At 58.7% G+C, this 25,106-nt stretch carries 23 protein-coding genes and 1 pseudogene; 2 read left to right on the top strand and 22 right to left on the bottom strand.

Annotation, left to right across the window (positions count from 1 at the left end):
* Positions 1-22: 22 nt before the first annotated feature.
* The 6 genes from tnpB to PH547_RS29160 form a co-directional block, all read right to left on the bottom strand.
* Positions 23-370: an IS66 family insertion sequence element accessory protein TnpB gene (gene tnpB / locus PH547_RS29185; protein WP_285170148.1), complete on the bottom strand. Its 348-nt coding sequence runs from the start codon at positions 368-370 to the stop codon at positions 23-25.
* The gene (gene tnpA / locus PH547_RS29180) at positions 367-729 is read right to left on the bottom strand and encodes an IS66-like element accessory protein TnpA (RefSeq protein ID WP_285170147.1); all 363 of its coding nucleotides are present in this window, start codon (positions 727-729) and stop codon (positions 367-369) included. The genes tnpB and tnpA overlap by 4 nt, the downstream gene beginning before the upstream one ends.
* A 629-nt stretch (positions 730-1,358) precedes the next feature.
* A complete protein-coding gene (locus tag PH547_RS29175; RefSeq protein ID WP_285170159.1) occupies positions 1,359-2,576 on the bottom strand; it encodes a substrate-binding protein in 1,218 nt (405 codons plus the stop codon).
* A 448-nt stretch (positions 2,577-3,024) separates the two neighbouring features.
* Complete coding sequence (locus tag PH547_RS29170) at positions 3,025-4,764, bottom strand: FAD-dependent oxidoreductase (protein ID WP_285170146.1); 1,740 nt, start codon at positions 4,762-4,764, stop codon at positions 3,025-3,027.
* A 36-nt stretch (positions 4,765-4,800) separates the two neighbouring features.
* On the bottom strand, positions 4,801-5,628 hold the full coding sequence (locus tag PH547_RS29165; RefSeq protein WP_285170145.1) for a phosphoenolpyruvate hydrolase family protein: 828 nt from the start codon (positions 5,626-5,628) through the stop codon (positions 4,801-4,803).
* The gene (locus PH547_RS29160; protein WP_285170144.1) at positions 5,615-6,799 is read right to left on the bottom strand and encodes a Tm-1-like ATP-binding domain-containing protein; all 1,185 of its coding nucleotides are present in this window, start codon (positions 6,797-6,799) and stop codon (positions 5,615-5,617) included. The genes PH547_RS29165 and PH547_RS29160 overlap by 14 nt, the downstream gene beginning before the upstream one ends.
* Before the next feature lie 117 nt (positions 6,800-6,916).
* Here PH547_RS29160 and PH547_RS29155 point away from each other — a divergent pair, with 117 nt between their 5' ends.
* A complete protein-coding gene (locus tag PH547_RS29155; RefSeq protein ID WP_285170143.1) occupies positions 6,917-7,567 on the top strand; it encodes a hypothetical protein in 651 nt (216 codons plus the stop codon).
* Between the two features lie 13 nt (positions 7,568-7,580).
* Here the strand turns inward: PH547_RS29155 and PH547_RS29150 are convergent, their stop codons facing one another.
* From PH547_RS29150 to PH547_RS29115, 8 genes are read right to left on the bottom strand one after another with little or no spacing between them, the layout of a single operon-like run.
* A complete protein-coding gene (locus PH547_RS29150) occupies positions 7,581-9,344 on the bottom strand; it encodes a phosphoenolpyruvate hydrolase family protein (protein ID WP_285170142.1) in 1,764 nt (587 codons plus the stop codon).
* 50 nt (positions 9,345-9,394) lie between these two features.
* Positions 9,395-10,510: an ABC transporter ATP-binding protein gene (locus PH547_RS29145; RefSeq protein WP_285170141.1), complete on the bottom strand. Its 1,116-nt coding sequence runs from the start codon at positions 10,508-10,510 to the stop codon at positions 9,395-9,397.
* A 34-nt stretch (positions 10,511-10,544) separates the two neighbouring features.
* Positions 10,545-11,339: an HAD-IIA family hydrolase gene (locus PH547_RS29140; RefSeq protein ID WP_285170140.1), complete on the bottom strand. Its 795-nt coding sequence runs from the start codon at positions 11,337-11,339 to the stop codon at positions 10,545-10,547.
* Positions 11,332-12,105 carry an SDR family NAD(P)-dependent oxidoreductase gene (locus tag PH547_RS29135; RefSeq protein WP_285170139.1) on the bottom strand — a complete coding sequence of 258 codons (774 nt, stop codon included), beginning with the start codon at positions 12,103-12,105 and terminating at the stop codon, positions 11,332-11,334. Before PH547_RS29135 ends, PH547_RS29140 begins: the two co-directional genes overlap by 8 nt.
* Positions 12,102-13,043: a ribokinase gene (locus tag PH547_RS29130; RefSeq protein ID WP_285170138.1), complete on the bottom strand. Its 942-nt coding sequence runs from the start codon at positions 13,041-13,043 to the stop codon at positions 12,102-12,104. The genes PH547_RS29135 and PH547_RS29130 overlap by 4 nt, the downstream gene beginning before the upstream one ends.
* Complete coding sequence (locus tag PH547_RS29125; RefSeq protein WP_285170137.1) at positions 13,040-13,900, bottom strand: carbohydrate ABC transporter permease; 861 nt, start codon at positions 13,898-13,900, stop codon at positions 13,040-13,042. Before PH547_RS29125 ends, PH547_RS29130 begins: the two co-directional genes overlap by 4 nt.
* Positions 13,901-13,911: 11 nt before the next feature.
* Positions 13,912-14,871: a carbohydrate ABC transporter permease gene (locus PH547_RS29120; RefSeq protein ID WP_285170136.1), complete on the bottom strand. Its 960-nt coding sequence runs from the start codon at positions 14,869-14,871 to the stop codon at positions 13,912-13,914.
* 56 nt (positions 14,872-14,927) lie between these two features.
* On the bottom strand, positions 14,928-16,316 hold the full coding sequence (locus tag PH547_RS29115) for an ABC transporter substrate-binding protein (protein WP_285170135.1): 1,389 nt from the start codon (positions 16,314-16,316) through the stop codon (positions 14,928-14,930).
* A gap of 147 nt (positions 16,317-16,463) precedes the next feature.
* Between PH547_RS29115 and PH547_RS29110 the strand changes: the two are divergent.
* Positions 16,464-16,843, top strand: a pseudogene (locus tag PH547_RS29110) (LysR family transcriptional regulator); the annotation flags it as partial.
* A 79-nt stretch (positions 16,844-16,922) separates the two neighbouring features.
* Here PH547_RS29110 and PH547_RS29105 read toward each other — a convergent pair.
* The 8 genes from PH547_RS29105 to PH547_RS29070 all read right to left on the bottom strand — a co-directional run bounded on the left by PH547_RS29105 (position 16,923) and on the right by PH547_RS29070 (position 25,057).
* Positions 16,923-17,687, bottom strand: coding sequence for an SDR family NAD(P)-dependent oxidoreductase (locus tag PH547_RS29105; RefSeq protein ID WP_285170158.1), 765 nt, complete (start codon positions 17,685-17,687; stop codon positions 16,923-16,925).
* 32 nt (positions 17,688-17,719) lie between these two features.
* Positions 17,720-19,030, bottom strand: a complete 1,311-nt coding sequence (gene hisD, locus PH547_RS29100) for a histidinol dehydrogenase (RefSeq protein ID WP_283052712.1) — start codon at positions 19,028-19,030, stop codon at positions 17,720-17,722.
* A gap of 121 nt (positions 19,031-19,151) precedes the next feature.
* Complete coding sequence (gene iolG, locus PH547_RS29095) at positions 19,152-20,156, bottom strand: inositol 2-dehydrogenase (protein WP_285170134.1); 1,005 nt, start codon at positions 20,154-20,156, stop codon at positions 19,152-19,154.
* 30 nt (positions 20,157-20,186) lie between these two features.
* On the bottom strand, positions 20,187-21,056 hold the full coding sequence (locus tag PH547_RS29090) for an SMP-30/gluconolactonase/LRE family protein (RefSeq protein ID WP_104827734.1): 870 nt from the start codon (positions 21,054-21,056) through the stop codon (positions 20,187-20,189).
* Positions 21,057-21,058: 2 nt separating this feature from the next.
* A complete protein-coding gene (locus PH547_RS29085; protein ID WP_285170133.1) occupies positions 21,059-21,973 on the bottom strand; it encodes a TIM barrel protein in 915 nt (304 codons plus the stop codon).
* Positions 21,973-23,106: a Gfo/Idh/MocA family protein gene (locus PH547_RS29080; protein WP_285170132.1), complete on the bottom strand. Its 1,134-nt coding sequence runs from the start codon at positions 23,104-23,106 to the stop codon at positions 21,973-21,975. Before PH547_RS29080 ends, PH547_RS29085 begins: the two co-directional genes overlap by 1 nt.
* A 20-nt stretch (positions 23,107-23,126) precedes the next feature.
* The gene (locus PH547_RS29075) at positions 23,127-23,930 is read right to left on the bottom strand and encodes an ATP-binding cassette domain-containing protein (protein ID WP_285170131.1); all 804 of its coding nucleotides are present in this window, start codon (positions 23,928-23,930) and stop codon (positions 23,127-23,129) included.
* Positions 23,931-23,941: 11 nt separating this feature from the next.
* Positions 23,942-25,057 carry an ABC transporter permease gene (locus PH547_RS29070; RefSeq protein WP_104827738.1) on the bottom strand — a complete coding sequence of 372 codons (1,116 nt, stop codon included), beginning with the start codon at positions 25,055-25,057 and terminating at the stop codon, positions 23,942-23,944.
* Positions 25,058-25,106: the final 49 nt, after the last annotated feature.

Raw genomic sequence — 25,106 nt, 5'->3', positions numbered from 1 at the left:
ATGTCTCTGCAAAACATGGCTTTTATCCCGTTCGGCCGGGAGCTGACGTCCACGCCGGGCGGCGCCAATCTATCCCCTCAACCAGCATCGAAAGCTGCGCCTGCGTCAGGTGCGCAACGCCCTCCTTCGCCGTCGGCCAGGGAAAGTATCCGCGCTCCAAAATCTTGTAGAACAGGCAGAACCCCTGGCCGTCCCACCAGAGAAGCTTGATCCGGTCAGCGCGCTTTCCGCGGAAGCCGAAGATCGCGCCCGAGCCCGGCGCCTCCTTCACGACCGTTTCGACCAGCGCCGATAGGCCATCGATGCCACGCCGCATATCCGTCACTCCGCAGGCCAGGTAGATCCGCACATTCCCCGATGGCCCGATCATGTCGCCTCCACGCAAGCGACAAGCGGGCCAAGCAGCTTCAACTCAACGTCAACCGGAACCTTCAAGCTCCGACCGTTTCGAAGCAAGATCTCGACCATCGCCGGCCTCGTTGCTGCGGTAGACGGCTGGCTTACGCCAACCTCCTCGGTGATTTCCACCGGGAGGAACACCGTCGGCCGATCGCCATAGCTGAATGATTGCCGCCACAAGCGGATCTGGCCCGGATGAATGTCGTGCCGGCGCGCCACATCGCCAATGCGAGCACCGAGCTCATCAGCTTCCGCAAGTATCCTCAGCTTCGCCTCGTCCGACCAACGCCGTCTGCGCTCGGTACCGGACATGATCTCCATGCGAGCCATGAAACCTCTTTGTTCTGGTATTAATGTCAGCACTAATGCTGGTTCTAATGCCAGAACATCGCCTGATTTGCCCGATCAGCAAAAACAGCTCACCGGACGCTCACACACTTGCCGCCAGTGCCTGCATTGCGTTTCGGCAGCCGAGCACCACGTGGACGTTTCGTTTTCGACGGGCATTCAGTTCTTATGATGTCAACTGCCAAGGATCATTTGACTTGGAGATTCTCGAGCGGCGCGATTAATTAATGACACTCTCGCAACCGCTACGGAAAGAATCCGTATTGTAGGTTTCGCGGCGGTTTTTGATCGGCCGACCGCTTAAGTCATCATGTTCGGAACACGATCGTCATTGCTTTTACGTCTTTGAAATTTTTGCTGGCCCAAGGCCTATTAACGCCGCGTACTCTATTTTAGGCCGCGCCTTCAAACTCCCGACAAGCAACGCCCAACTATCAAAAAAGCAGGCAAGTTGTACCTTGCCTGCGAAAACCGCATAATCTTTCCTTCAGCGGACCCAAGTTCCCGAAAGTAATTTTGGCCGGGCTCGTTCTCCTTTAAGTTCTCCCCTTGTTGATTCCGATTCCCGGAGAATCAAAGTTGTTGCAGCTTTTTCAACTGAGGTGTTGAAATCAGCACTCCTTTGGATCAACAAGGCCAGCGCTGCGTGAGACGACCTCAAAGTGCTCTCCTTTGGCCACGCCGATGTACATATTCATCTTGCAATGGTGCTTACCCGGAACCATCTCCGCCGGTCCGCCAGGACCTTCTGCGATCTTGGAGTGATCAAGGGCAGCGGCCACGGCATCGCGATCGACAGTGCCCGCCTCCTTCACTGCAGCCTCCCAGAGCTTCAGTCCTCGGTAAGTTCCCGTAGCGGCGCTTCCGGCCGAGAACCGAAATGGACCAGGGAATTCTTTCTCATAGGTTTCCTGGATCTTGGCACTTACCGAATCCTCCGCAGTGAGAGCCTTGTAATAATCAAGGCTACTTGCAAGACCTTCGACCTCGTGCGGCTGATTCATTGGAAGCGCGTTCTCATCGTAGTAGACGCACCCCAGCCGTCCGCCGTTCTTTGAGAAACCCGCTTCATAGAGCTGCTTGAAGAACGGGCCAACTCCCGGGGGAATGACGGTGTTGAACACGACATCGACGCGGTTCGAAATGACGCGGTTGACGGTGGAGGAAAAATCAATCTGGTCGACGGGATAGTATTCTTCGAAAACCACCTCGCCGCCGTTGCTTTCGATCACCTTGCGCGCGTAGGCGTTGATCGTCTGTGGCCACACATAGTTCGAGCCTGGCAACGCGAAACGTTTGCCACCATTCTTGATCAACCACGGAATGAACTGATCGCAGTTCTGTGCCGGCACCGGTCCGGTGCAGAACAAATACGGCGTGCACTCTTGGCCTTCATAGGCTTGCGGATAGATGTACAGTGTCTTCCCGCGAGAGATGATCGTATCCTTGATGGCATTGCGCATGGCGCTGGAGATTCCTCCAACCACCAGATCGACCTTGTCGCGCTGAACCAACTTTCGAACATTGCCAACGGCAATGGATTCGTTGGAGGCGGTATCTTGAATATGTAACTCGATGGGACGGCCGAGAAGACCGCCAGCATCATTAATCTCCTTAACGACCATACGAGCAACATTGGCGTCAGTATTGCCGGGAAACCCGAGCGATCCCGTCAGATCAGTGGCCATTCCGACTTTAATCGGCCCCTCGGCCGCGTTAGCCCAACTCGGGCGGGCCACCCAACTGCCCGGTCCTATCGCGATAGCGGCCGAAGCGAACGCAAAATTATGAAGGAAGCGGCGCCGGCTGGAATTTATTCTGTCATTCATCATGGATCGTCTCCCACTGGCTCATTGGCCTTGAATGCGTCCCCCTCTGGGCCGCAGCAGCAGGAAGCTATCTGCACTCTTAAGTCACATAAGATCTTTTGGGACAGGATTTGGGTAAAGTTGCGTACACCTCCGATAGACCTTGCGGTCTCATGCTTGACGCGCCGCTGTAGCGACATTCGTTGGATGCGGCAGGTACGAATAGCATTTCCGGCAACTTTGCAACTTGCCAACACCTAGACGGGTTGTTCCACAAAGGCGATAGTTCTGGCCCCGCATTAATGCGGGGCCAGATGCTCTGCACGCTTGGGAGGTCTCTGATCATTCGAGTGCAGAGTCTGACTTTGACACCAAGTTCTGCCTTTTCCCAACCAGCTGAAAAGGCGCACTTCCGGCAGTGCAAGCAACGGCATGCACAAAAGCACTATGCTCACTGGGATTGGTCAGTCTATTTCTTAGTCGACGTGCCTCCGATCGCATTGGCAACCCTGTAAGCGAAGACAATTCCCGGGCCGATTGTGATGCCTGCCCCCGGATAGAGCCCGCGCATAAGCGACGTTGCGTCGTTGCCGCACGCATACAGTCCTTCGATTGGAGAGCCATCGGCTTTCAAGACTCTGCCCGACGTGTCCGTCGCAAGACCGGTTGCGGTCCCTAGAGTTGCCGGTACGATACGGAGCGCGACGAACGGACCCTTTTCTATCGGACCAAGATTGGGATTGGGCTTTCCGACCGATGGATCGCCAAGCATCCGATTGAAAGCGGATTCTCCGCGATGAAAATAGGGATCAACGCCGCTCTTCGAATGGATGTTGTGCTCGGCCACGGTCTTTTCCAGCTCTGACGGATCAATCCCGATCTTCCGCGCAAGGTCGGCAATGGTTGCTGCGACCTGGATATAATTTACGCGCTCATATGATTTTGTTCCGAGCGTCCAGGGCCACGGAAGAAGGTGGCCCATGCCTCGCTTGTTCAAGAACTCATGGTCACAAATAAAATAGAACCGTTTGTCCGCCGGGTATCCGTTCTGGAACATCGCCAGGCAGATATCGTGATAGGAATTGGACTCGTTGACGAAACGCCGGGCATTCGGTCCGATCGCAATGACGCCAGGCCGTCCGCGGTCGAGCCACCCATACGGAACGGTCTGCGTTTCTCCCTTTTTCCCGTGCAGCAAGGAAACCGGTGTCCAGAAGCCTGCACTGGCGACATTATTGTCGATAGCACCGCCCAGTTCCGTTGCAAGCTTAATCCCGTCACCGGTCGAGTCCGGGTGTGCAAGAGTATCATCGTGCTGGTGCGCTCCACTCAATGCCGCTCGCAGCTTAGCGTCGCGGGCAAATCCGCCTGTTGCCAGGACGACGCCTTGTTCAGCTTTGACGCGGATGTCGCGACCATCGCGCCTGATAACGACGCCAATTACACGGTCATTTTCCATGACGAGGCGAACCAATGGCTCTTCCGTCCAGATGTCGACCTTGCGCTTGCGAAGGCTGGTTATGAAACGGGCTATAAGCGCGTTGCCGCCGCTCAACTCAGTCCCGCGCCGATAGCGTAGCCGGTCGCGAGCGTAGCGACCAACGCGGCGAAGCACGTGCCGCATCGACTCTAGCGACTTGAGCGGATTAAGGAACTTCCCGACCTCGCCGGAGGAAATCATCATGCCGCCGAGAACCACTCGAATCGGATCTCCAACCAGATCGAAATCCTTGCCAAGCAAGCGGCCGTCATAGGGGGCCGGACTAAGTGCCCTTCCTGAATCGACACCGCCAACTTGGCTCGAGTGATAGTCCGGCGCAGAGGCAAGCGTGAACTTCACGTCCGTCCCCTTCTCGATTTCCGTAAGTGCCTTTGGGCCATCAGTCAAATATGCTTCAACGAAATCCTCGCGGTAGTAGTTTCCAAGCTCATTCTTGAGATAGGTTCGGGCGTTTTCAATGCTGTCCTTGACTTTCGCGGCCACGGCTTGAGGCGAACACGGAACCCAGATCATGCCGTTAGAGAGTGCCGTGGTTCCGCCCAGTTTCGGCGACTTTTCGCAGACAAGGACCTTCAAACCGGCCTGAGCGGCAAACAGAGCAGCGGACAGGCCGGCAGCGCCACTTCCGACGGAAATGACGTCGTAGACCGCGTCCCATTCGGGGCTGACCGATTGTGCAGAGGATACAGGAGTGGCGACGATGGACATCTTTAATCTCGGAATACGATTTGATTGGGGTGAAGATCACGAACGGGGCATCGGCACGGCCTTGAAGGCCTTCGCAACCGCCTGCACCGCTCTTTCGATCGGTATCCGCTCGATGGAGGAGGCGCCGACGAAGCCGACGCAATCCGTTGACCGATAAACCTCGGCCGTATCCTCGGGCTCGGCGATTGCTCCCCCATGCGCAAGCAGGATGACATCCTGCCGAACCGCCTTGGCCGCATCATTAATCCTGTTGATCTTCAATATCGCTTCCTGGATGGCTTGGCCCTCCTCGTGACCAGCAAGTCCGCCACGCGTTGCTCCGACATGAGGTACGATGCAGTCCGCACCTGCCTCAGCCATCGCCGCGGCGTCATCCGCAGAGGCGACATAGGCCAAGGAGAAGATGTTCTTCTTGCGTGCGAGCGCGATCATCTCGACCTCACGGTCAAAGCCCAGACCGACGCGACCGCGACGGTCGCGCCATTTGTCTCCCATGGTCGAAATCGTCGGATAGTTGATGACGCCGGAGTACCCTGCCGCCCAGAACCGATCCAGAAGCCCGTCGAGGTCGAGGCGCATCGGATCCCATGCCTCGATGCCGCCGATCACCGGGACGGTCGAGACGACATTGCGTATCTCCGCGGCCATCTCGATCGTGCGCGCGTTGGAATCGCCGATCCGGCTCGTAGGAAGTCCCATCAGTCGCGACAAACCGGTACTGTAGACAACCAGCATGTCGGCTCCGCCAAGAGCGGCGCACTTGGCAACGAGACCACAGCTGCTGCCGGCGGCAAGAATTGGATTTCCTTTTGAGGTCTGTTGGCTGATGGCAGCCAGAATTTCCGAGCGCTCAAACATTTTCATGGGGTACAGCCTCTTCTCGAATATTTTGCAGAATCCAGCCGACTGCGGCTTGCGCGAACGCTAGATCGTTGATGTGACAGGGAATTTCCTGGACGATGACCGAAGGAGGTAGCGTACTTCGCAGTCCCGACAGCCAGGCGCCGTTGGCCTCTGGATCATAAAAGACCGCACCCTCTCGATCATAGTCGGAGACCCCTTCGGAGGGCCAAAGGACATGGGAAGCGCCTTTTGCGGCAGCAAGTTTCAGCCCGGTGCGACGACCGATTTCGAAGGCCTCCTCCGGCGTCGTCCGCATCAGCGTCGTGTATGGCGTATGCGAGTAGAATTTCCGGCCCGAGAACCGTTCGGGTACACTCGAGGGCACTCCAAAGTTCACCATATCGACGGCGCCGGGTGCGACCAGTTGCGGAATGCCCTTGCGGCCAGCTGCCGCTAGACGATCCGGGCCAGCGCTTGCCGACCCTCCGGCGAGATCATCAGCGAGCTCCGTCGTCGTCAGATCGAGAACCGCGTCGAATTCACCTGCATCGATCAAGGCTTCCATCTTCCGGCCGCCAGAGCCGTTCGCTGGGAAGACGATCGCCTCAAGGCCCTTTTCCGACAGAAGACGCACACACTCGTTTACTGCCGGCGTCGTCACGCCAAATGCCGTGATCGCCACGATTTTTCGACGCGATGGGTCTTGCGGCTGGTAGTGCATGGCTGCGATCGCCTGTGCGGCATTGGTCAGGATCCTTCCGGTGAAGCCATTGACACCGAAGAGATCGACAAGAGTCGGATATAGCAGTATGTCGCTTTTGGCAGCGAGTTCGGCAAGCAGCGCCGGCCGTGCGCTTGAAACAAGAAGCTTGGGGAAGCCGAAGGGAAGGTCGGCGACCACTTCACCGAATACTCCGCTTCCTTTCCCGCCAGCAATACCGATTATCGCAGATATGCGACCCTCTGAAAGCAGTGCGTTAACCGACATGCGAGCACGTCGGCCGATGTCAGCAAGCAGTGCCGCCGGATCCGCCGATCTAGTAGCAGCGGCGCTGGATGTACCGACATCGACCAACACGGCGCCCCTGCCGCTGGCGCGCATGATATCCGCCACGTAAGAGACTTCTGCCTGCTTGGTATCCATCGTCGCGACGATCGCCACCGCGTCACTTTCGAGCGTCGCCTCGCTCACGACGTTTTTCCCTTTGGGCGTCTCATTTGCCCCATCCGGCACACGCGTTTCATCTCGACCTCCCTTGTGCACGCTCATGCTTTGAGCGATTTTGAGTTAGTTTTAGAGGAGAGGATCGTGCTGCCAAATCGCGCGCGGGAGAGGAGTTGGGTAAAAATGGGTACGTGGTCGATCATTGATCATATCGAGCCGCATGCGACGAGAGATTCGAGCGGGAGCGACGATGAGGTCGTCATCTTTGCGCCGTCTCTCCGAGCGCTGTCCCCTGGCGATCCGATTGTGATGGCAACGCTGCCAATACTCGACTGGAACGCGGAACTCTTCCGAGCGCTAGACCGTGTGACCTCGGTGGGAAATCGCTGCTACGCCGCAGTCTTGATGATCGATCCCTTCACGCTGTGGGAAGACCTTGCGGACTCGCTCAAGTATAAGGGTTTCGCTGGCGTCGTGAACTTTCCCCCGGCGTCGCTGGTGGAAGGGGTTCAATCCGCCGTCGACGCTGGCAACACGCTCGAAATCGATCGCATGAAGTGGTTCCACGACACCGGCTTGGGGATTATCCATACTGGATCGTCCAGGGTGGAGATGGCCGATGTCAGCAATCGCTTGGCGGACATCCTCGACGGAATGATCTATTTCCCTCCCGATGCTCTCGCGCGGCCAGTCGCCGCACGGATGAATCTGGAGCCCATCGCCCAAGCCGGCTTCTTTCCGGCTTCTGTTTGGTCGCTTACGTCTGCGCGATCCCCAGTAATAGGGGCAGTTTGATACAGCACGGCAGCTAGTTCAGGATCTTGAGCTTCCGGATCTTGTTGTACAGGGTTTTGCGTGAAAGGCCGAGTGCGAGCGCCGTTTTGCCGCGATGAAGCTTGTTGCGTCGAAGGGCTTCTATGATCCACTCGCGTTCGGAGAGGCCCGCCGTTTCCTTCGAGACCGCCTTGGTACCGATGATCGGCTGCAGACGATCCGCGGTGATTTGAACGCTCGTTGGCAATGTCGCCAACTGCTCGACGACATGCCTTAGCTCCCGAACATTTTCTGGCCAGGAATGGCTGGCGAGCGCGAGGAAAGCCGAGTTCTCGATCGCCAGAGCGACCGTTCCAGCATCTCCCCTCGTCTCGACTGTGAAGTGATGGACGAGCGCCGGGAGATCCTCAAGGCGATCCCGCAGAGGCGGTAGATGAATTTCCAACCCGGCGAAGGCAGCTCGCAGCCTGGGGCCAATCGGAAGCATGTCATCTGCGATACCCGCGGACGCGGTGCAGGTGGCAATGACCTTCGCCTCGGAACGATTCGATGCGGCGCCGTTGACCGCGGTGAACATTCCGGTCTCCAGGAAATCGGCCAGTTGCTGCTGCCCCTCCTCCGTAAGGTCGTTGACGTGGAGGATGATGAGTGACGTATCCGTCGCGGTTTCCAAAACCGATATCCGACGTCGAGTATCCTTATCCGGCTCCAATCCGAATAGGGCAACCGCATTCTGGTTTCCGGGAGATGGCCGGCAGGGAAATACGACAGGCTTGCGATGTTTATGCGCTCCCAATGAATGGACAAGCGAGGCAACGCGCCGCTTGCCTGTCCCCGGCTCCCCGACAATGAGGACGGGGTTGGTGCCGGTCGCCAGGCGCTTGGCCGCGTCGAGCGCATTGTTCATGGACGCTGAACGCGCGACGATGCCGTGCCGGTACCCGTTAAGCTGCAATTGCCGCTCGAGGAGGTCGACCTTTTCCCGGAGCACATTGATGGTCTTGAAACCGGAGGTCATCTCGAGGACCGACATCTCCAGGGGAACGCGGTCCAGCGATGACCCACCTATGAACCCCTGCGTGCCAGTTTCCCGGCAGACGTCCATCAATTCCTCGGGTTTCGTGATCGGTCCGCCTCCAAGCAGACAAACGACGTTGCGATCGATCGCATGAACCGCACGGGCGATGTCGCGCGTGCGCGCAGCCAGCTCTGCAAGTCCAATTGATGAAGACGAAAGGCCCGTTTCGGCTGGGTTGAGGTTGAAATTCATACTGATCGCTTCGACGCCCGCTTCGACCATGCGCCGCGCCTCGACCTGGGTCCGAGTATAAGCGATCGTCATCAGGCCACGTCGCGCCGCCTTGACCAGGAGCTCGACTTCGCGGGCATATCCCAGCCCGCAGCTTTCCAGAACGGTCCGACGGTGCGCATCCAGATGGATGACCGAAGGAAAATTTGTGACCCCTGCAAAACCCCACCGTTTAAGCCTGTCCAGGAAATCGTCGAGATCGAGCCGCGGATCGAAGGTGCAAGCGCCGAAGAAGACCGGCAGCCGGGTGCTGCGCAAAATTTCAGATCGGCCGAAACTTGCAACGAACGCGTTGGTGTCACGTATGGGGAGAACGGACGCCGGCGAAGAACCGCCCATCGCGCGGAAACGACCGGCATTCAGCGCAAGCACGAAATCGGCTCCGGCACGCTCGGCCGCCCGCGCCGTCATGCCGGAGCCGATGGCGGCTCCGAGCATGAACGAGCGGGAGTTACCCAGAAACTGTCGGATACCGGAAATGGTCGTCACGCCTCATGGATCTTACGCTTCCAGCAGAATCACGTATCCGGAAGCGATAATCAACTCCAGCTTTTCGGTGCCTCCAGGCGCGGCAAAGCCTTTCCTTGTTGAGTGAACACATGACAGTCGGAAGCCGCCACTGCGAGCGAAACCCGCCCTCCCCGTCCGGAGTGAAAATGATCGTTGGGCGAGCGGGCTACAATGTGCTCGCCTAGTGCGGTCCCATAGAGGTAAGTCGCGCTGCCCAGATGCTCCACGAAATCGACATCGACCTCCACGATCAGTTCGCCGGGCCGGCCAGAAGGGGCCACGAAATCGTCCGGCCTCAGCCCCAAGGTCAATATGGCCCCGGGTTGGACCGTCCCTGCCTGGACCGGAAGCCATCCCGACAAGCCGTCCTTGAGAGCAATTTCCGCGCGTCCGTCGTCTTTGGTCTTCAATTTGCAGGGCAGGAAATTCATTCGCGGTGAGCCGATGAATCCCGCAACAAACTGGGTTGCCGGCCGATGGTAAAGATCGTGAGGGCTGCCGACCTGCTCGATGTGTCCGTCCTTCAAAACCACGATCTTGTCGGCCATGGTCATCGCCTCGACCTGATCGTGGGTGACATAGATCATCGTGTTGCCGAGCTGACGATGGAGCTTGGCGATCTGGACGCGCATCTGCACCCGCAATTCGGTGTCGAGATTTGAAAGGGGCTCATCGAACAGGAACACCTGGGGTTGGCGAACGATTGCCCGGCCGATCGCGACACGCTGTCGCTGGCCGCCGGAAAGCTGCTTCGGCTTGCGGTCAAGGAGGTGTTCGATCTGCAACAGTGCAGCTGCCTCGCGCACTTTAGTGGCAATCTGCTCCTTGCCCAGCTTCGCCATCCGAAGAGGGAATGCGAGATTGTCGCGAACGGTCAGGTGCGGATAGAGTGCATAACTCTGAAACACCATGCCGAGATTGCGGTCAGCGGCATCGACCGAGTTGACGACCTTGTTGTCGATCTTCAGCGTTCCGCCAGAGATCTTTTCCAAACCTCCAATCATACGCAAAAGCGTCGATTTGCCGGAACCAGATGGCCCGACGAAGACCACGAACTCGCCATGGGCGATGTCGAGATCGATGTCGTGTAAAATGCCAAGGGCACCGTAAGTCTTCCGAATTCCCTCAAGGCGGACTTCAGCCATTTTTTCCTCCCATTGTCGTTCTTGCGCGCCTGTTTCAGCGCGCCGACGGTATTTGCTTCAGACTGGATATGACGAAATCGGGCGGCTGCAGCGTGGGATCATCGACCGGCGGCACTCCCGTAGTCACGAGAACGGAACATAGTCCGGCCCGTTTTCCTGCCTGAATATCGGTGGGTATCTGGTCGCCGATCATCAGTGTCGACGCCCTGTCGGTTCCGAGCCGCGTCAGCGCGGCTTCGATCATATGAACCTCGGGCTTGCCAACAATGATGGGCTTGACCCGCGCAGCGGTCGCAACCGCGGTGAGGATCGCCCCCGCACCAGGCTCGAAGCCGGTCGGCGTGGGGAGCAGCAGATCCGGGTTGGTACCCATCAACACGGCTCCCTTCAGGATAGCGTCAACAGCGATGCGCAGCTTTTCATGGGTGATTTCGCGATCGAGACCCATGATCACGACGGCCGGCTTTTCATCGGTGATTTCGAGTTCCGCATCCGAGATCGCTCGTCTGAGAGATGGCGCGCCGATCACGTAGACGCGTGTTCCGGCAGGATGGTTCGCGCGAATCAACTGCGCCGCCGTCACTGCCGATGTGACGACATTGTCCTCGGTGACTTCCAGACCGAAGCCGTTCAACTTGGCAACGACATCCCCGGCCGAATGAGTCGAGTTGTTGGTGACGAAGCAGTATGGGATTCCGGCGGCCCGCCAGACCTGGAAGGTCTCGACCGCATCTTGAATGGCGGTCTTGCCGCGGTAGACCACGCCGTCGAGGTCGGAAACGACGCCCTCCACAAGCGGCCAGTCAAGAGCATGTGCGATCTCAACCATTCATCAACATCCCGCCGTTTACGTGCACGATCTGCCCCGTGATGTAGGCAGACGCTGGACTCGCAAGGAAGACTGCAATACCGGCGATGTCTTCCGGGGAGCCGACACGGCCGAGAGGAATGCGACCCGCATGGCGTGCTTCCGTCTCCTCGCGCGGACGACCGTGCATCGGGGTATCGATGATGCCCGGCGCGACCCCATTCACGTTGATGCCGAAAGGAGCGCACTCGTAGGCGAGCAGCTTCGTCAGATCATGCACAACTGCCTTGGAAAAGCAGTAATCGGCTCCGCCCGCCTGATAGTTGAACACGGCGCCTTGCGAAGAGAGCGAGGACCCGATGTTAACAATGCGGCCGCCCCTCTCCTTCATGAAGCGGTGTACGACAAGCTTCGAGCAGAGTAGCACCGCCCCGGAGTTGATTTCCATGGTACGATCGATCTTGGCCTTGTCGCCGGACAGCAGGGACTCCGCCGATTTGATACCGGCATTGTTCACGAGTGCGTCGAGGTGGCCGAAGCGCTCAGCAACGGCATCCATGACGCGCTCGATGTCCTTTTCGCTGGTGACATCCATTGACATCGTGACGGCCTTCTCACCGCCTTCCACCTTCGTAAGTGCACGCCCGAGCGCGTCCTCATTGGCATCGGTGGCGATCACGTTTGCGCCGTTTGACAGGAACGCAGCCACGATCGCTGCGCCAATTCCGCCGCCCGCCCCAGTCACGAGAACGGTATTGCCTGGCGTTGAGAAAAGAGGGGACGTCATCGGATCTCCAATAAAGTTTTGTGATTGAGGAATTCGTCGACCTCCGCCTCGGTCGGCATCGACGGCTGGGCACCGCGTCGAGTGACGCAAAGCGCAGCGACGGCCATGGCCTGGCGGACGGCTTCGCGAACAGGAAAATCTCTTGCGAGGGCGGCAGCAAAGCCACCGTTGAAGGCGTCGCCGGCCGCCGTAGTGTCGACAACGACAACCGGAAAGGCCGGGACAAGAAAAGTCTGCTGCCCATCGGCGTAGAAGGCGCCACGCTCTCCGAGCGTGATGAGTGCTGCCTTCGGTCCAAGCGCCAGCAAGGCTTGGGCAGCTTTAGCAGCGGCCTCCTCACTGTCGATTTCGATTCCCGTGAGTTCGTAAGCTTCCGACTCATTCGGGGTAACGAAGTCGACCGCCGACCATGCAGCGCGCGACAACCCTGGTCTCACAGGGGCAGGATTGAATATGAGCCGGAACCCGAGCTGAGCTTTCAGAGAGAAGAGCCGCTCCAAGGCTTCGATTGGCAGTCCCATCTCCGCTACGACAATCGAGTTTGGTTCGATATGGGCAGCCGCCTTGTCGATCAGTTCAGGCGTGACATTTGCGTTGGCACCCGGGTCGATGACGATCATGTTGCCGCCATCATCGCCCACCATGACCAGTGCCGAGCCGGACACCTCTGCCTGTGCAATCTGAACAACGCTTGTATCGACACCCGCATTTACGAGTGACAGCATTAAATGACCACCGGCCTCGTCATCGCCGAGACGGGAGAAGAGCTTGGGCTTCAACCCCAGCCTAGCCGCCGCGACCGCCTGGTTCGCGCCCTTTCCGCCTGGATGCCGGACCAGCGAACCGATAAGGCTCTCGCCCGGCGTGGGCAGCCGTTCGACGTTGAAGCAAAGATCGAGATTCGTCGTACCAAAGAAAATTAGAGGTGTCGGTCTCATTTGACCGCTCCGAAAGTAAGGCCGCGCTCAAGATGCCGTTGGCCGACGATAATCAGGATGACAGGAACGATCATCGTGACGACGAGACCGGCCGCCATGACGGGGTAGAACTGAACGCCTGGATTGAGCAGCTTCAAAAGCGCGACAGTTACCGGCGCCTTGGTCGAGCTCAGCATCAGGCCGAGTGCAAAATTGTGCCAGGCAAGCAGGAAGACGAGCAGAGAGGCGCCGATAAGGCCCGTTTTGAGGAGCGGCAGGACGATGTGAAGGACGATACGCACCGGCTTCGCGCCGTCGATCGCGGCCGCCTCTTCTATGTCCTTCGGAATATCCTCGACATAGGAGCGGGTAAGCCAGACGATCATGGGCAATGTGATCACCTGGTACACCCAGATCATGCCGAGGTAGGTGTCGTAGAGGCCCAACGACTGAAACAGACTGAAGAGTGGGATGACCACCAGCAGGACGGGGGCGAAGCGGAACCCTAAGATGAAGAAGGCAATGTCTTCCTTGAAGGGGATATCCCGCCGCGCAAGAACGTATCCTGCCGGGACGCCTGCGATCAATGAAACCACGACAGCCCCGAGCGCCACGACGACGCTGTTGATGATCGGGCTCAAGAAATCGACCTTGATGGTTCCGTAGCTGGTCGCACCCGCCTGGGCGACATCGAAGAGAACCCGGAAGTTCTCCAGCGTCGGAGTGAAGATGAATGTGGGCGGCCAAGCCATGACTTCGCTCTGGGTCTTGAGCGACATCATCAGGATCCAGACGAGCGGGAACGCAAGGATGAGGGCGCAGAGCAGAACGAGTGCGTTGAGAATAACCGTTGTGATCGGCGAGCGTGTAAATTCCATTGTTGCCTCCCCTAATTCACGCGGCGGCGGACAGCCTGCCAGGCCTTGACTGTCAGGAACGCGCCGATCAAAACGATCAGCCAGTTGACGACCATCAAGGCTGCACCTCGGCCAAACGTCATGTTCTGAAATGCGGTGATATAGCCCTGGACCGAAAGAGCGGACGTCGAGTTACCCGGGCCGCCTTGTGTCGTACCGAAAATGATGTCGAACTGATTGAACGACTCGATCAGACGGAAGACGGCGGCAATCAGAATGTAGGGGGCAACAAGCGGCAGTTCGATCCGCCAGAATGTTGCCCAGCCTTTCGCGCCGTTGATACGGGCGGCCTCTCGGATGTCGTCGGTAATACCCTGCAGCCCTGCGAAGATGATGAGCGCGAAAAATGGGGTATAGGTCCAGACGTCGATCAGGATGACCGATATCAATGCGGTTGCCGGGTCTGAAATCCACGCAAACGGGCCAAGGCCGGCAAGAGAGAGCAAATAGTTCAGGATACCGCTTTGCGGATTCATCATCGTTGTCCACATGAGGGCAACGCTCATCGGTGGAAGCACAAGCGGCAGCAGGATGATTGGTCTCAGCCAGCGTGCGAGCGAGACACCGGATGCAAAAAGCTTTGCTATCGCCAAGCCCAGAAGCGACTGCAGCAATACCGCTGACAGAGCATAACTGACCGTGACCCGGACGTTGTTCCAGAAGTCGGCGGAGTGCACCAGCGCGGCATAGTTCGCAAGGCCGATGAAACGCACGATCGGCCGGCCAAGACGGAGATCTGTCAGCGACTGATAGACGCCGTAGAAGAACAGAAGCAGGAAGCCAAGGAGGATCAATACGGCTGGAGCGATCACGACCAGGCTGAACCAGTCGACCTGCTGGACGGCCGGTCTTTCCGTTTTTCCGGCCAGTTGCGCTTTTCCGGGTGCGCTGGTTCGGACAACCATTGCCGTCTCCGAAACATGAGGTGTCATTGAGGTCTCCATCCAGGTAACGGAAGGCGGCAGCCACGAGCTGCCGCCTTCTTGGCTTAGAGGCCGGCGCGGATTTCTTCAGCCAACGCCTTCAGCGTGGTTTCCACGTCGTCACCGTTGACCATTTTCTGCATGGCAACCGCCCAGGCATTCATCGCCTCGCCGAAGCCGACCCGCGCGGTGAAGGCTAGTGCAGCGCGATCCTGTGTCGTCTTGAAGCTGTCGACAAAATTGTTGAATTCGGGCTTGGATGCGTAATCGAGCCACGCTTTGTCGCTCCAGGTCGAGGTTCGCGGCGGATTGACGAGCTTGCCCGAGACGGCACCTGCGAGCACGACGTCCTTGGATGTCGCCCATTGGATGAACAACCAGGCGGCACCCTTCTTTTGCGACGCAGAATTCATCGCCAATGACCAGATCCAGATGTTGGATTCAAAGTTCTTGGCATTCGGCGCATGGAGCGGCGGAGCAAAGGCAATCTTCCCCGAGGCCGGCTGGCCGGCAACGTCGTTCCAAAAGCCGAACATGTTGGAGTCGATCGCCATGGCGGTGCGGCCGGACGAAATGCCATCGACAACCTGGTACCAGTTGTCATTGGCGAAGGAGGGCGCCGCGCACTTCTTGATCATATCCACGTAGTCTTTGTGGAAGGCGATCGATTCAGGCGAGTCCAAGCCGGTGTCCAGCTTGCCATCCTTGATGACGAAGTCCTTCACGCCGTAAGAGCTTGCAATCGAAACTGCCGCGGTGTGAATGCTGCTCCAGAAGCGGACACCGCGAACCCCAAGCGGCGTGATGGAGGAATCGGCGGCCTTCAGCTTTTCGCAGGCAGCAGCCATCTCCGGCGGTGTCGTCGGCACGGCAATCTTGTATTTGTCGAGGATGTCCTTGCGGTAGAAGAGCTGGATGTTTTCGAACGCATGTGGGATTGCCCAGACATTGCCACCCTCACCGGTCGCGATCTGGCCGTCTTCCACCTTCCATGTCAGCGCTTTGCGTAGAGACGGGAAAAAGTCATTGTAGTCGTAGCTGGCATCGGTCAGCTTCGGATCGTTCAGATACTTGTCGAGCGGTTCGAGCGAACCACCAGGAGCGAAGTCCCAGGCCGGCTGAATGCCGGTTCCAACGACATCCCACGCTGGAGACTTCGTCGTCAGCTGAAGTGTCAACTTGTTCCAGTAGGAATCGTCGGGGTAGAGTTCCGGCACAACCTTGATGCCGGTCAACTTTTCGAACTCCGGCAGTTTGGCGGCAAGGGCGTCGGCATAAGGATGAATGTCATAGGCCCAGGTGATCGTTGTTCCTTCAAACTGGCGCCAGTTGACTTTGTCAGCAGCAGTCGCAGACGAGACAACACCTGTTGTTGCTATCAACGCGGACGCCAACACAATGCCTTTTGCAGTGCGAACCGCACTGCGACGAACGACGTTCGATAAATAACTCATTCTCTCCTCCCTCGGCACTCAGCCTGATTGACCTTGGCGCGACCCTCTCCAAATCCCGGGTTCGCCAACTCAATGAATAGCGAGGGAAACCGGGCGCACATACGACAGTCAGCGGAGAGTTGAGTAAAATTGGGTAAGCAGACGACCATGTGCATACTGAGCATTGGCAGCTTTGAGGCTGCAGCCAAGCTGGCATCTTTCCGCGCTGCAGCCGAGGAGCCGCACTTCTCACCGAGCGCCACAAGTCACGCCATTGCCAAGCTTGACCGTGACCTCAGCGTCTCCCTCTTTGAGCGAAGCACCGGAAGGTCACCTTGACTCTGGCTGGGCAGACGCTTCTGTCCCATGCTTCCAATGCCTTTGAAGAGCTTCGGCGCAGTGTTGAGATGATTTCATCCAACAAGGCTCACCTGCTGCGGGTACACTGCGCGCCAAGCTATGCCGCATAGATCCTCTCCGCACGCCTTCCCGATTTCCTGGGCAAGAACCAGGGGATAGAGGTCCGGGTGGCGGCATGTCTTAGTTACCCAGTGAAGCCCAGATTTTTCACCGTAAACAGTTTCGAACTGTCGATCGCATCACTCCGAATGCTCGCGCACAGCACCTTTACTCAGCGGTCCAGCCTCCATCCACCATCAACGCGGTCCCGGTGACCATGGCTGAAGCATCGGAGGCCAGATATAGGACAGCGGCCATAATGTCTTCGACCTTACCGATCCTTCCTAGCTTGATCTTCTCGCTGAGCCACCTCACCCGATCCGGGTTCGCAAAGGTTTGTTCGGTGAGCGGCGTGCGAACGAACGTCGGGCATATGGTGTTGACGCGTACACCGTGATGCCCCCATTCGATCGCCATGGATTTGGTGAAGCCTTCTACGGCGTGTTTTGTGGCGCTGTAGACGGCTCGATCGACGCCCCCAACGTGGGCCATCTGAGAGGATATCGTGATCAACGAGCCAGGCTTGCCACAGGCAGTGAGACCTTTGGCAACGGCTTGCGCAAGGAAATAGGCTCCCTTCACATTGATCGAAAAAACCGTGTCGAAATCCTGAGCCGTCGTGTTCAATGCGGGCCCGTGAATCGCCAGGCCCGCGCTGTTCACCAAGACGTCAAACGGACCGTTCGCGGCGACGGTCTTGGATATTGCTTCAACATCCGTGATGTCGAGAGCAACTGCTTCGGCCTTGAACCCCGCCGCCCTGATTGCTTTTGCCGCCTCGTGGAGCTTTGACGACTCGCGGGCCGCTAGGAAAACGGCCGCACCAGCTTCGGCGAGCGCGACCGCCGCCCCGAAACCGATACCGGATGAGGCTCCGGCAACGAGCGCCCTATTGCCATCGAGGCGGAAGGACGGAGTACGGGGAAGCGTCATGCTCATCGGAATTCCTTTTCGATCAGAGCGGATCACTCCGCTGCTGCACCATAAGGGACGTTGCGGCCACCATAGCGTCGAACACGAACATTCGCCTGCTCCGCATGGCCGACGAAACCCTCGAGCATGCACAGCCGCGAGCAATAGGCGCCAATGTCAGCGGCGGCCTGGTCAGTAACCACCTTCTGATACGAGTGCGTCTTGAGGAACTTCCCAACCCAAAGACCGCCGGTATAGCGCCCAGCTTTCTTGGTCGGCAGAGTATGGTTCGTGCCAATGACCTTGTCCCCGTTCGCGACATTTGTCCTCGGACCAAGGAACAACGCGCCGTAGGAGTGCATGTTCTGAAGGAACCAGTCGTCGCGATCCGTCATGACTTGCACGTGCTCGGAGGCTATGTCGTTGGCGACATCCAGCATCTCCTCGTATGTATCGCAAACGATGATTTCGCCATAATCGCGCCAGGATGCCGAGGCGGTCTCGGTGGTCGGCAGGATTTTCAGGATACGATCGATCTCCGACAGAGTTCCCCGCGCGAGCTTCTCCGAGTTGGTGACCAAAACCGCAGGCGAATTGTAGCCGTGCTCTGCCTGCCCGAGAAGATCGGTGGCGCAGATCTCGGCATCGACAGTCTCGTCGGCAATCACCATTGTCTCCGTCGGCCCGGCGAAAAGGTCGATGCCGACCCGACCGTACAACTGCCGTTTCGCCTCGGCGACGAACGCATTCCCAGGCCCAACCAGCATGTCGACGGGCTTGATCGTCTGTGTTCCGAGCGCCATCGCCCCGATTGCCTGCATGCCGCCGAGAACATAGATCTCGTGCGCACCGCCCTTATGCATCGCTGCGATGATGGCTGGATGAGGTTCACCTTTCTGGGCTGGCGCAGCAGCAACGATGCGCGGCACGCCGGCAACCGAGGCAGTTAGCACGGACATATGAGCCGAAGCGACCATCGGGAACTTGCCGCCCGGGACATAGCAGCCGACCGATTGGACGGGGATGTTGCGGTGGCCGAGGATGACGCCGGGGTACGTTTCCACCTCAACGTCCTTCATCGAATCCCGCTGAACCTGCGCGAACTTGCGGATCTGAGCCTGGGCGAACTCGATATCGGCCATGTCCCGTGTGGAGACCTTGTTGATGGCCGCCTCTATTTCAGACGTCGAAAGAAGGAAGGAAGGCGGCGAATACTTGTCGAACTTTTCGGAAAGCTCGCGCACAGCGGCATCGCCCCGCGCCTCGATATCCTTCAGGGTAGCTTCGACAACTGCCCGAACCTTCGCATCGTCCTCGGCGCGATCGGCGGCAGGCTTGCCTGTCTTCAGGTGGCGAATGGTCATGGGTGAACCTCCTAGAAAATTGGTTGGCTGGCGCGACCGCGCTCGAACTGTTGCAGATGGGAATCCAAGCTCCTTGCTACGGAATTCCATGTGAGATCCGGATCTGGTCCGGATCGAAATGTCAGGCGTCCAAGTCGAGGCGGACGACAGTTCCTTCCTTCAGCGATTTCCGCGCAGCGTCGGCGAGCAGCACCGCCTTGCGGCCGCTCTGGAAGTCGGACTCGATCTTCCGCTCGTTTGACACCGCGTCGATGAAGTAATCGAGTTCCGTCGCGTAGGTCGGCAGATAGCGTTCCATGAATCCCGGTAACAGCGTATCGCGTGCATTCGTGGCGGCGGCGCCGAACCGCTCGATCCCCGTCTTGAGCAGATTGGCAGAGGTCACCATGCCCTTTGATCCGAAGACCTCGACGCGCTGGTCATAGCCATAGGTTGCCCGACGACTGCAATCGATGCGGCAAAAAGCGCCGTTGGCAAACCGGATCAGAACCTGCGCAGTGTCGGTATCACCCGCCTCCCCGATTGCCGGATCGACCAGATTGCTCCCCATGGCGCATATCTCGAGTGAACCCTTCGGCTCGGCGAGCCACAGGGCCATGTCGAAGTCGTGGATCATCTGATCGTGGAACTGGCCGCCGGAAACCTTGATGTAGGATGCGGGTGGCGGAGATGGATCGCGGCTGACGATCGTGATGACCTCGACCTGGCCGACCTCTCCTCCGGCAACGGCCTTCCTCACGGCCATGTGCGTAGCGTCGAAGCGCCGTTGGAATCCGATCATGATCGGGACGTTGAGGCCGCTGATCTGCTGCGCGCAGTAATCGACCCGGGCGATATCGAGATCAATCGGCTTTTCGCAGAGGACAGCTTTGCCGGCTTTTGCAGCGTCGACTATCAGGTCTACGTGAGTGTTGGTCGCGGATGCGATGATGACCGCGTCGACGGCCGGATCGTTCAAAGCCACGCGGGGATTATCGGTGGCCTTCGCACCGTAACGAGCCGCAAGCACTTGGGCGCGACTCAAGTCGACATCAACCACATACTCGAGCACGGCATTCTCGTTGGCCGCGACATTCGCGATGTGCTGCGCGCCCATGCGGCCGGCACCGAAAACACAGAACTTCATCGTCTCATTCCTTCGTTTAAAAAGACCAATTCATAGAGCGGCAAGGCGTTGGGGAACGCCTGGGACCTTGACCTGGACCGCGAAAAGCCCGCCGGCGAGGGGTGCTGCCTCCAGTTCATCGTCGGTGTGCATAACGCGTAATGTTGTCGCGTAGAGGGTTCGTCCGTCCTTGCCACCAAGCGTCACACAGGTCGGCCCCTTGGTCGGCAGTTTCACCGTCTCCTGGACCTGACCGTCCTGACCGATCCGCGCAAGGCAGCCGCCCCACACCCGGGCGCTCCAATACGACCCTTCGGAATCGACCACAGCTCCATCCGGCCGGCCATCCGCGACGTCGAGATTGGCCAGGGGAGCAAGCTCCCTCAAGTTCGTCCAACCCGAACTTCTGATCTCGAAGCGGCGAATGGTTCCCTCGGCCGTGTCGGCGAAATACATGACGTCCCCCGAGGGCGAGAACGCGATCCCGTTGCTGATCGTGATCCCTTCGAGCAGTTTCGTGATCTCGCCTGTCGGAGCGCAGCGATAAAGGGCAGCGGCTGGCTTGCGGTCCCGCTCGTCGAACGTTCCGAACACGACGCCGCCGAAAGGATCGACAGCTGCGTCATTGACGCGGGTCTGCGGAAGCCCCTCCTCGATGACGGAGACTGTCTCGAAGTTCCTGAATCCCGCATCGCCGATCACCACACGGGTTGCGAGCCCGAGCACAAAGCCCGAATGCTTCCGAGGCAGAATGAATCCTGCCCGCTCCGGAAGCGGAAAAACCGTCACTGCGCCATCAGCGCCGAGCTTGTAGATTCTACTCTCGGCGATATCCGTCCAGTAGACACTTCGGTCGCGAGGGTCCCAAACGCAACCCTCGCCAAGCGTGTTCTTGCAATCGACGACGCAGGACGCTTCCATCTTCAGCCCCTGTCCGACGACGACATCCCGATCGAAGCGAGGTAGTCGTGGCTTTCCCTGGCATTGCTGAGCGGCGACGCATCGCCGGTGGGATCGACGTCTTGCTCGACAACGGCCATCCCACGGTAGCCGATAGCATCGAGCGCATCGCGAACTTCGACGAAGTCGACGACGCCCTTGCCCAATGGGCAGAAGATGCCGCGGGCGATCGCATCGAAGAATCCGGTCTTGTCGGCGACGCACGCCGCGTGAACGTCCCTGTCGATGTTCTTGAGGTGCATGTGGCCGATACGGCTGCCATACCGCCGGATCAGGGCGATCGGGTCGATCCCGGCATAGGCGGAATGCCCGGTGTCGACGCAAAGGCCAACCAAGTCCTCCGGAAGGACCGACAAGGCGCGGTCGAGTTCATCTTCATATTCGATGTAGCAGCCCGCGTGGGCATGGAGGTAGGATTTAACTCCGTACTCGTTCTTCGCGATCTTCGCGAGCTCGACGATACGGCCGATCATGGCCTTCCAATCCTCTGACGAAAGACGCGGAGCGTCGCTGGGGCGGCCAGCGTATTTGCCGCGCTCGTCGGACACGCAGTCGATGATGACGAGCCGGGGGGCGTCGAGATCCTTGAGGATCGAGCATGTGCGTCTCGTCTTGTCGACAACGCCATCGAACGCGCGGGCATCCGTGAGCGGATCGAAGAGACCGCCCGCCGAGAGCCGAAGATTTCTCTTCGAAAGCTCGTCCTTAAGCTGGGAGGGATCTGTCGGGAAAAATCCGACTGGCCCGAGATCGATGGCGGAGAAACCTGCAGACGCCGCTTCGTCGAGCACTTTCGTCCATGCCGGATTCTCCGGACGGTCAGCGAAATCGACGCCCCATGAGCATGGGGCATTGGCGAGCTGGTACGTGACGGTCATCAGGCAATCTCCTCAGTCTTCACCCATCGGCCTTCGTCGGCCGAAACAAGTACCGCTTCGACCACGCGGTCGACGGTGTATCCAAACTCGAAATCCGCGATCCAGCTCTTTCCAGAGACAACGGACTCGATGAGGCGACGCGCCTCGATGATTTTCAGATCGTTGTAACCGAGCGGATTTCCCTGGAGCCCGAAGAAGGCCGCATAGTCCGGGTGCTGCGGGGCAACGAGAACGCGCTTGTAGCCTCGCTCCGCCGGATTGTCGGTCTGGCGATAGAAGTTCAGCTCGTTCATGCGCTCCTGGTCGAAGAACAGCGCGCCCTTGGTGCCCTGGATTTCGTATGAGAGGTAAAGCTTGCGACCCGTCCCGATGCGGCTCGCTTCCAGATAGCCGGAAGCGCCATTCTTGAAGCGGCAGATGAAGTGCGCAAGATCGTCGTTTTCGACGGTGCGCTCTGCGCCTTTTGCGTCGCGGCGCTTGGCATGAAGGATCTGGCGCGCGCCACTTACTTCCGTCACCTCACCGACAAGATAGTGCGCGAGGCTGAGGACATGGCTCGCCATATCACCAAGCGCGCCAGCTTTACCTGCGGCAGCCGCGTCCGTCCGCCAGGTAAACGGGAAGCTCTCGTCGACCATATAGTCGTTGTCGAAAGTACCCCGGAAGTGGAAGATCTCACCGAGGTCCCCGTTCTCGATGAGTTGCCGGGCATAGGCCTGGATCGGACTGCAAAGATAGTTGAAGCCGACCAGTGTGACGACACCTGCCGTCTTGGCGGCTTCGTGCATAGCACGAGCCTCAGCCGCCGTGTTTGCCATTGGCTTCTCGCAGTAGACGTGCTTTCCCGCGGCGATTGCGGCGAGAGCAATCTCCGGATGCGCGTCGTTTGGAGTCGTGATGTCGATGACATCGATCTCGGGATCGTTGACGATGCTCGCCCAATCGCTGGTGTGTCGTTCGACACCGAAACGCTCGGCAAATCCCTTCGCTGCCTCCTCGTTGACGTCGGCCACAGCCACGATCTTCAACGTGGCAGGCTCTGTCCCGAAAATCCGGGTCGCATTCTCAAAGGCAGCCGCATGGGCTCGACCCATCCAGCCTGCGCCGATGAGACCAATTCTAATAACGGTCACTGTACTTCTCCGTGGTATTGCTAGATCGTTCCGCCGAGCTCGTCCGAGAGACTCTGCAATTCCTTGCCGCCAGCCATCAGGTTCTGGAGTTCGTCAATCGCGATCTCGTCCTTCCTGAATATGCCGAGGGTCTTGCCGCGGTTGAGAACGGTGAAGCGGTTCCCGACCGCGTAGGCATGGCGCACGTTGTGTGTAATGAAGATCACCCCAAGGCCCTTCGCGCGGACTGCGTCGATGTACTTCAGCACCATGGAGGTCTGCGCGACCCCGAGTGCCGACGTCGGTTCGTCGAGAATGAGAACCTTCGCACCGAAGTAGACCGCGCGGGCGATGGCGACACACTGACGCTCGCCGCCCGACAGCGTCCCCACGGCCTGATTTGGGTCGCGGACATCGATCCCGATCTTCATCATCTCATCGTGGGTGACCGTATCCGCGAATTTGGTGTCGAACCAAGAGAGCGGCCCCAACCGCTTCAGCGGCTCGCGGCCCATGAAGAAATTCCGGCTCACCGACATGAGCGGGATCATTGCGAGGTCCTGGTAGACCGTGGCGATTCCGGCATCCAGCGCGTCGCGCGGACTGCCGAATTCAACCGGCTCGCCGTCCACCAAGAACTCGCCGGAGGTGGGTTTGTGAACACCCGACAACGTCTTGATCAGCGTAGATTTGCCTGCGCCGTTGTCGCCCAAAAGGCAGAGCACCTCTCCAGCCCGTACGCTTAATGAAACGCCATTCAGCGCGATCACCGCTCCAAAGTGTTTGACCAAATCTCTGATCTCGATGAAGGGCGTCGTTGTGTCTGAGTTTTGACGATGTAACATAGATTTTCTCCTCAACGCTCGCCAGTTACGCGCTTGCGGATGATGTTGTTGAAGAGAACGGCAAGCAGAAGCATGCCGCCGAGGAAGACCTGATACCAGTCCTGGTCAATCTGCGTGTAGGTGAGGCCGATGAGGACCATACCGAAGATGATGGAGCCGAAGAACGCCCCGATCGCTGAGCCATAACCGCCCGTCAGAAGGCAGCCACCGATGACAGCGGCGATGATCGCTTCGAATTCCTTCTGGAAACCGCGACGCGCGTCTGTTGATCCAGCATCGAGAACCGTCAAAATGGCAACCAAAGCCGCCGCGCAGGCGGTCATGATGAACAGGATGGTCTTGACGCGAGCCACCGGAACGCCGGAATTGCGAGCCGCATTGGCGTCGCCGCCGGCAGCGAAGATCCAGTTGCCGAATCCCGTGCGGATGAGCAGATAGGTGGCCGCCAGCGCGATGACCAGGAACCAGATGAGCTCAACTGGAACACCGGGGACCGTCGGAGAGCCATTGGGAAACTTGGAAATGACGTCCTTGTCCGCGAGGTACTGGAAGAACCCCTTAAAGGCGTCTCCGGAGAAGATCGGCGCCAAGGGACTGCCGGCGACGGCGTCCTTGATCCCGCGCATTTGAGTTGCGCCGCCCGTCGCCCACTTCAGACCCACCAGGGAAAGGCCGCGCAGTACAAACAGAAAGGCGAGTGTCACGATGAAGGATGGCAGTCCGGTTCGCATGACGATCTGGGCGTTGGTGATCCCCAGAAGGGCGGCCACGGCAAGAGTCATGAGGATTGCAAGGCTGAGCGGCAGCCCCCATGCGACAACCGCGGTCCCGAAAATCATACCGCTGAATGCGATCATCGAGCCGATCGACAGGTCGAACTCGCCGCCGATCATGAGAAGAGCGGCAGCAACGGCCAGAATACCGAGCTGTGAGGCAGGCGCCATGAAATTCATCACGCCCGCCAGGGTGAACATCTGAGGGCTTGCGGTCGTGAGGAAAAACACGAAGACAAAGATCAGGCCCGCGAGCGCCCCAAGTTCAGGCCGCCGGATAAGCGATGCCATCAATGAAATGCGGATCAATCGTTCGTCTTTCGCACCATGAGGTGCCTTGGTTATGTCAACCATTTTTCGTCTCCCGATCAGGCATGGACGGCTCCAACACCATCCATGCCTT

This window comes from Rhizobium cerradonense (assembly GCF_030182455.1).
Lineage (GTDB): Bacteria > Pseudomonadota > Alphaproteobacteria > Rhizobiales > Rhizobiaceae > Rhizobium.
The sequence above is the reverse complement of the archived record's forward strand: the minus strand, read 5'-3'. Positions and strand labels throughout refer to the sequence as shown.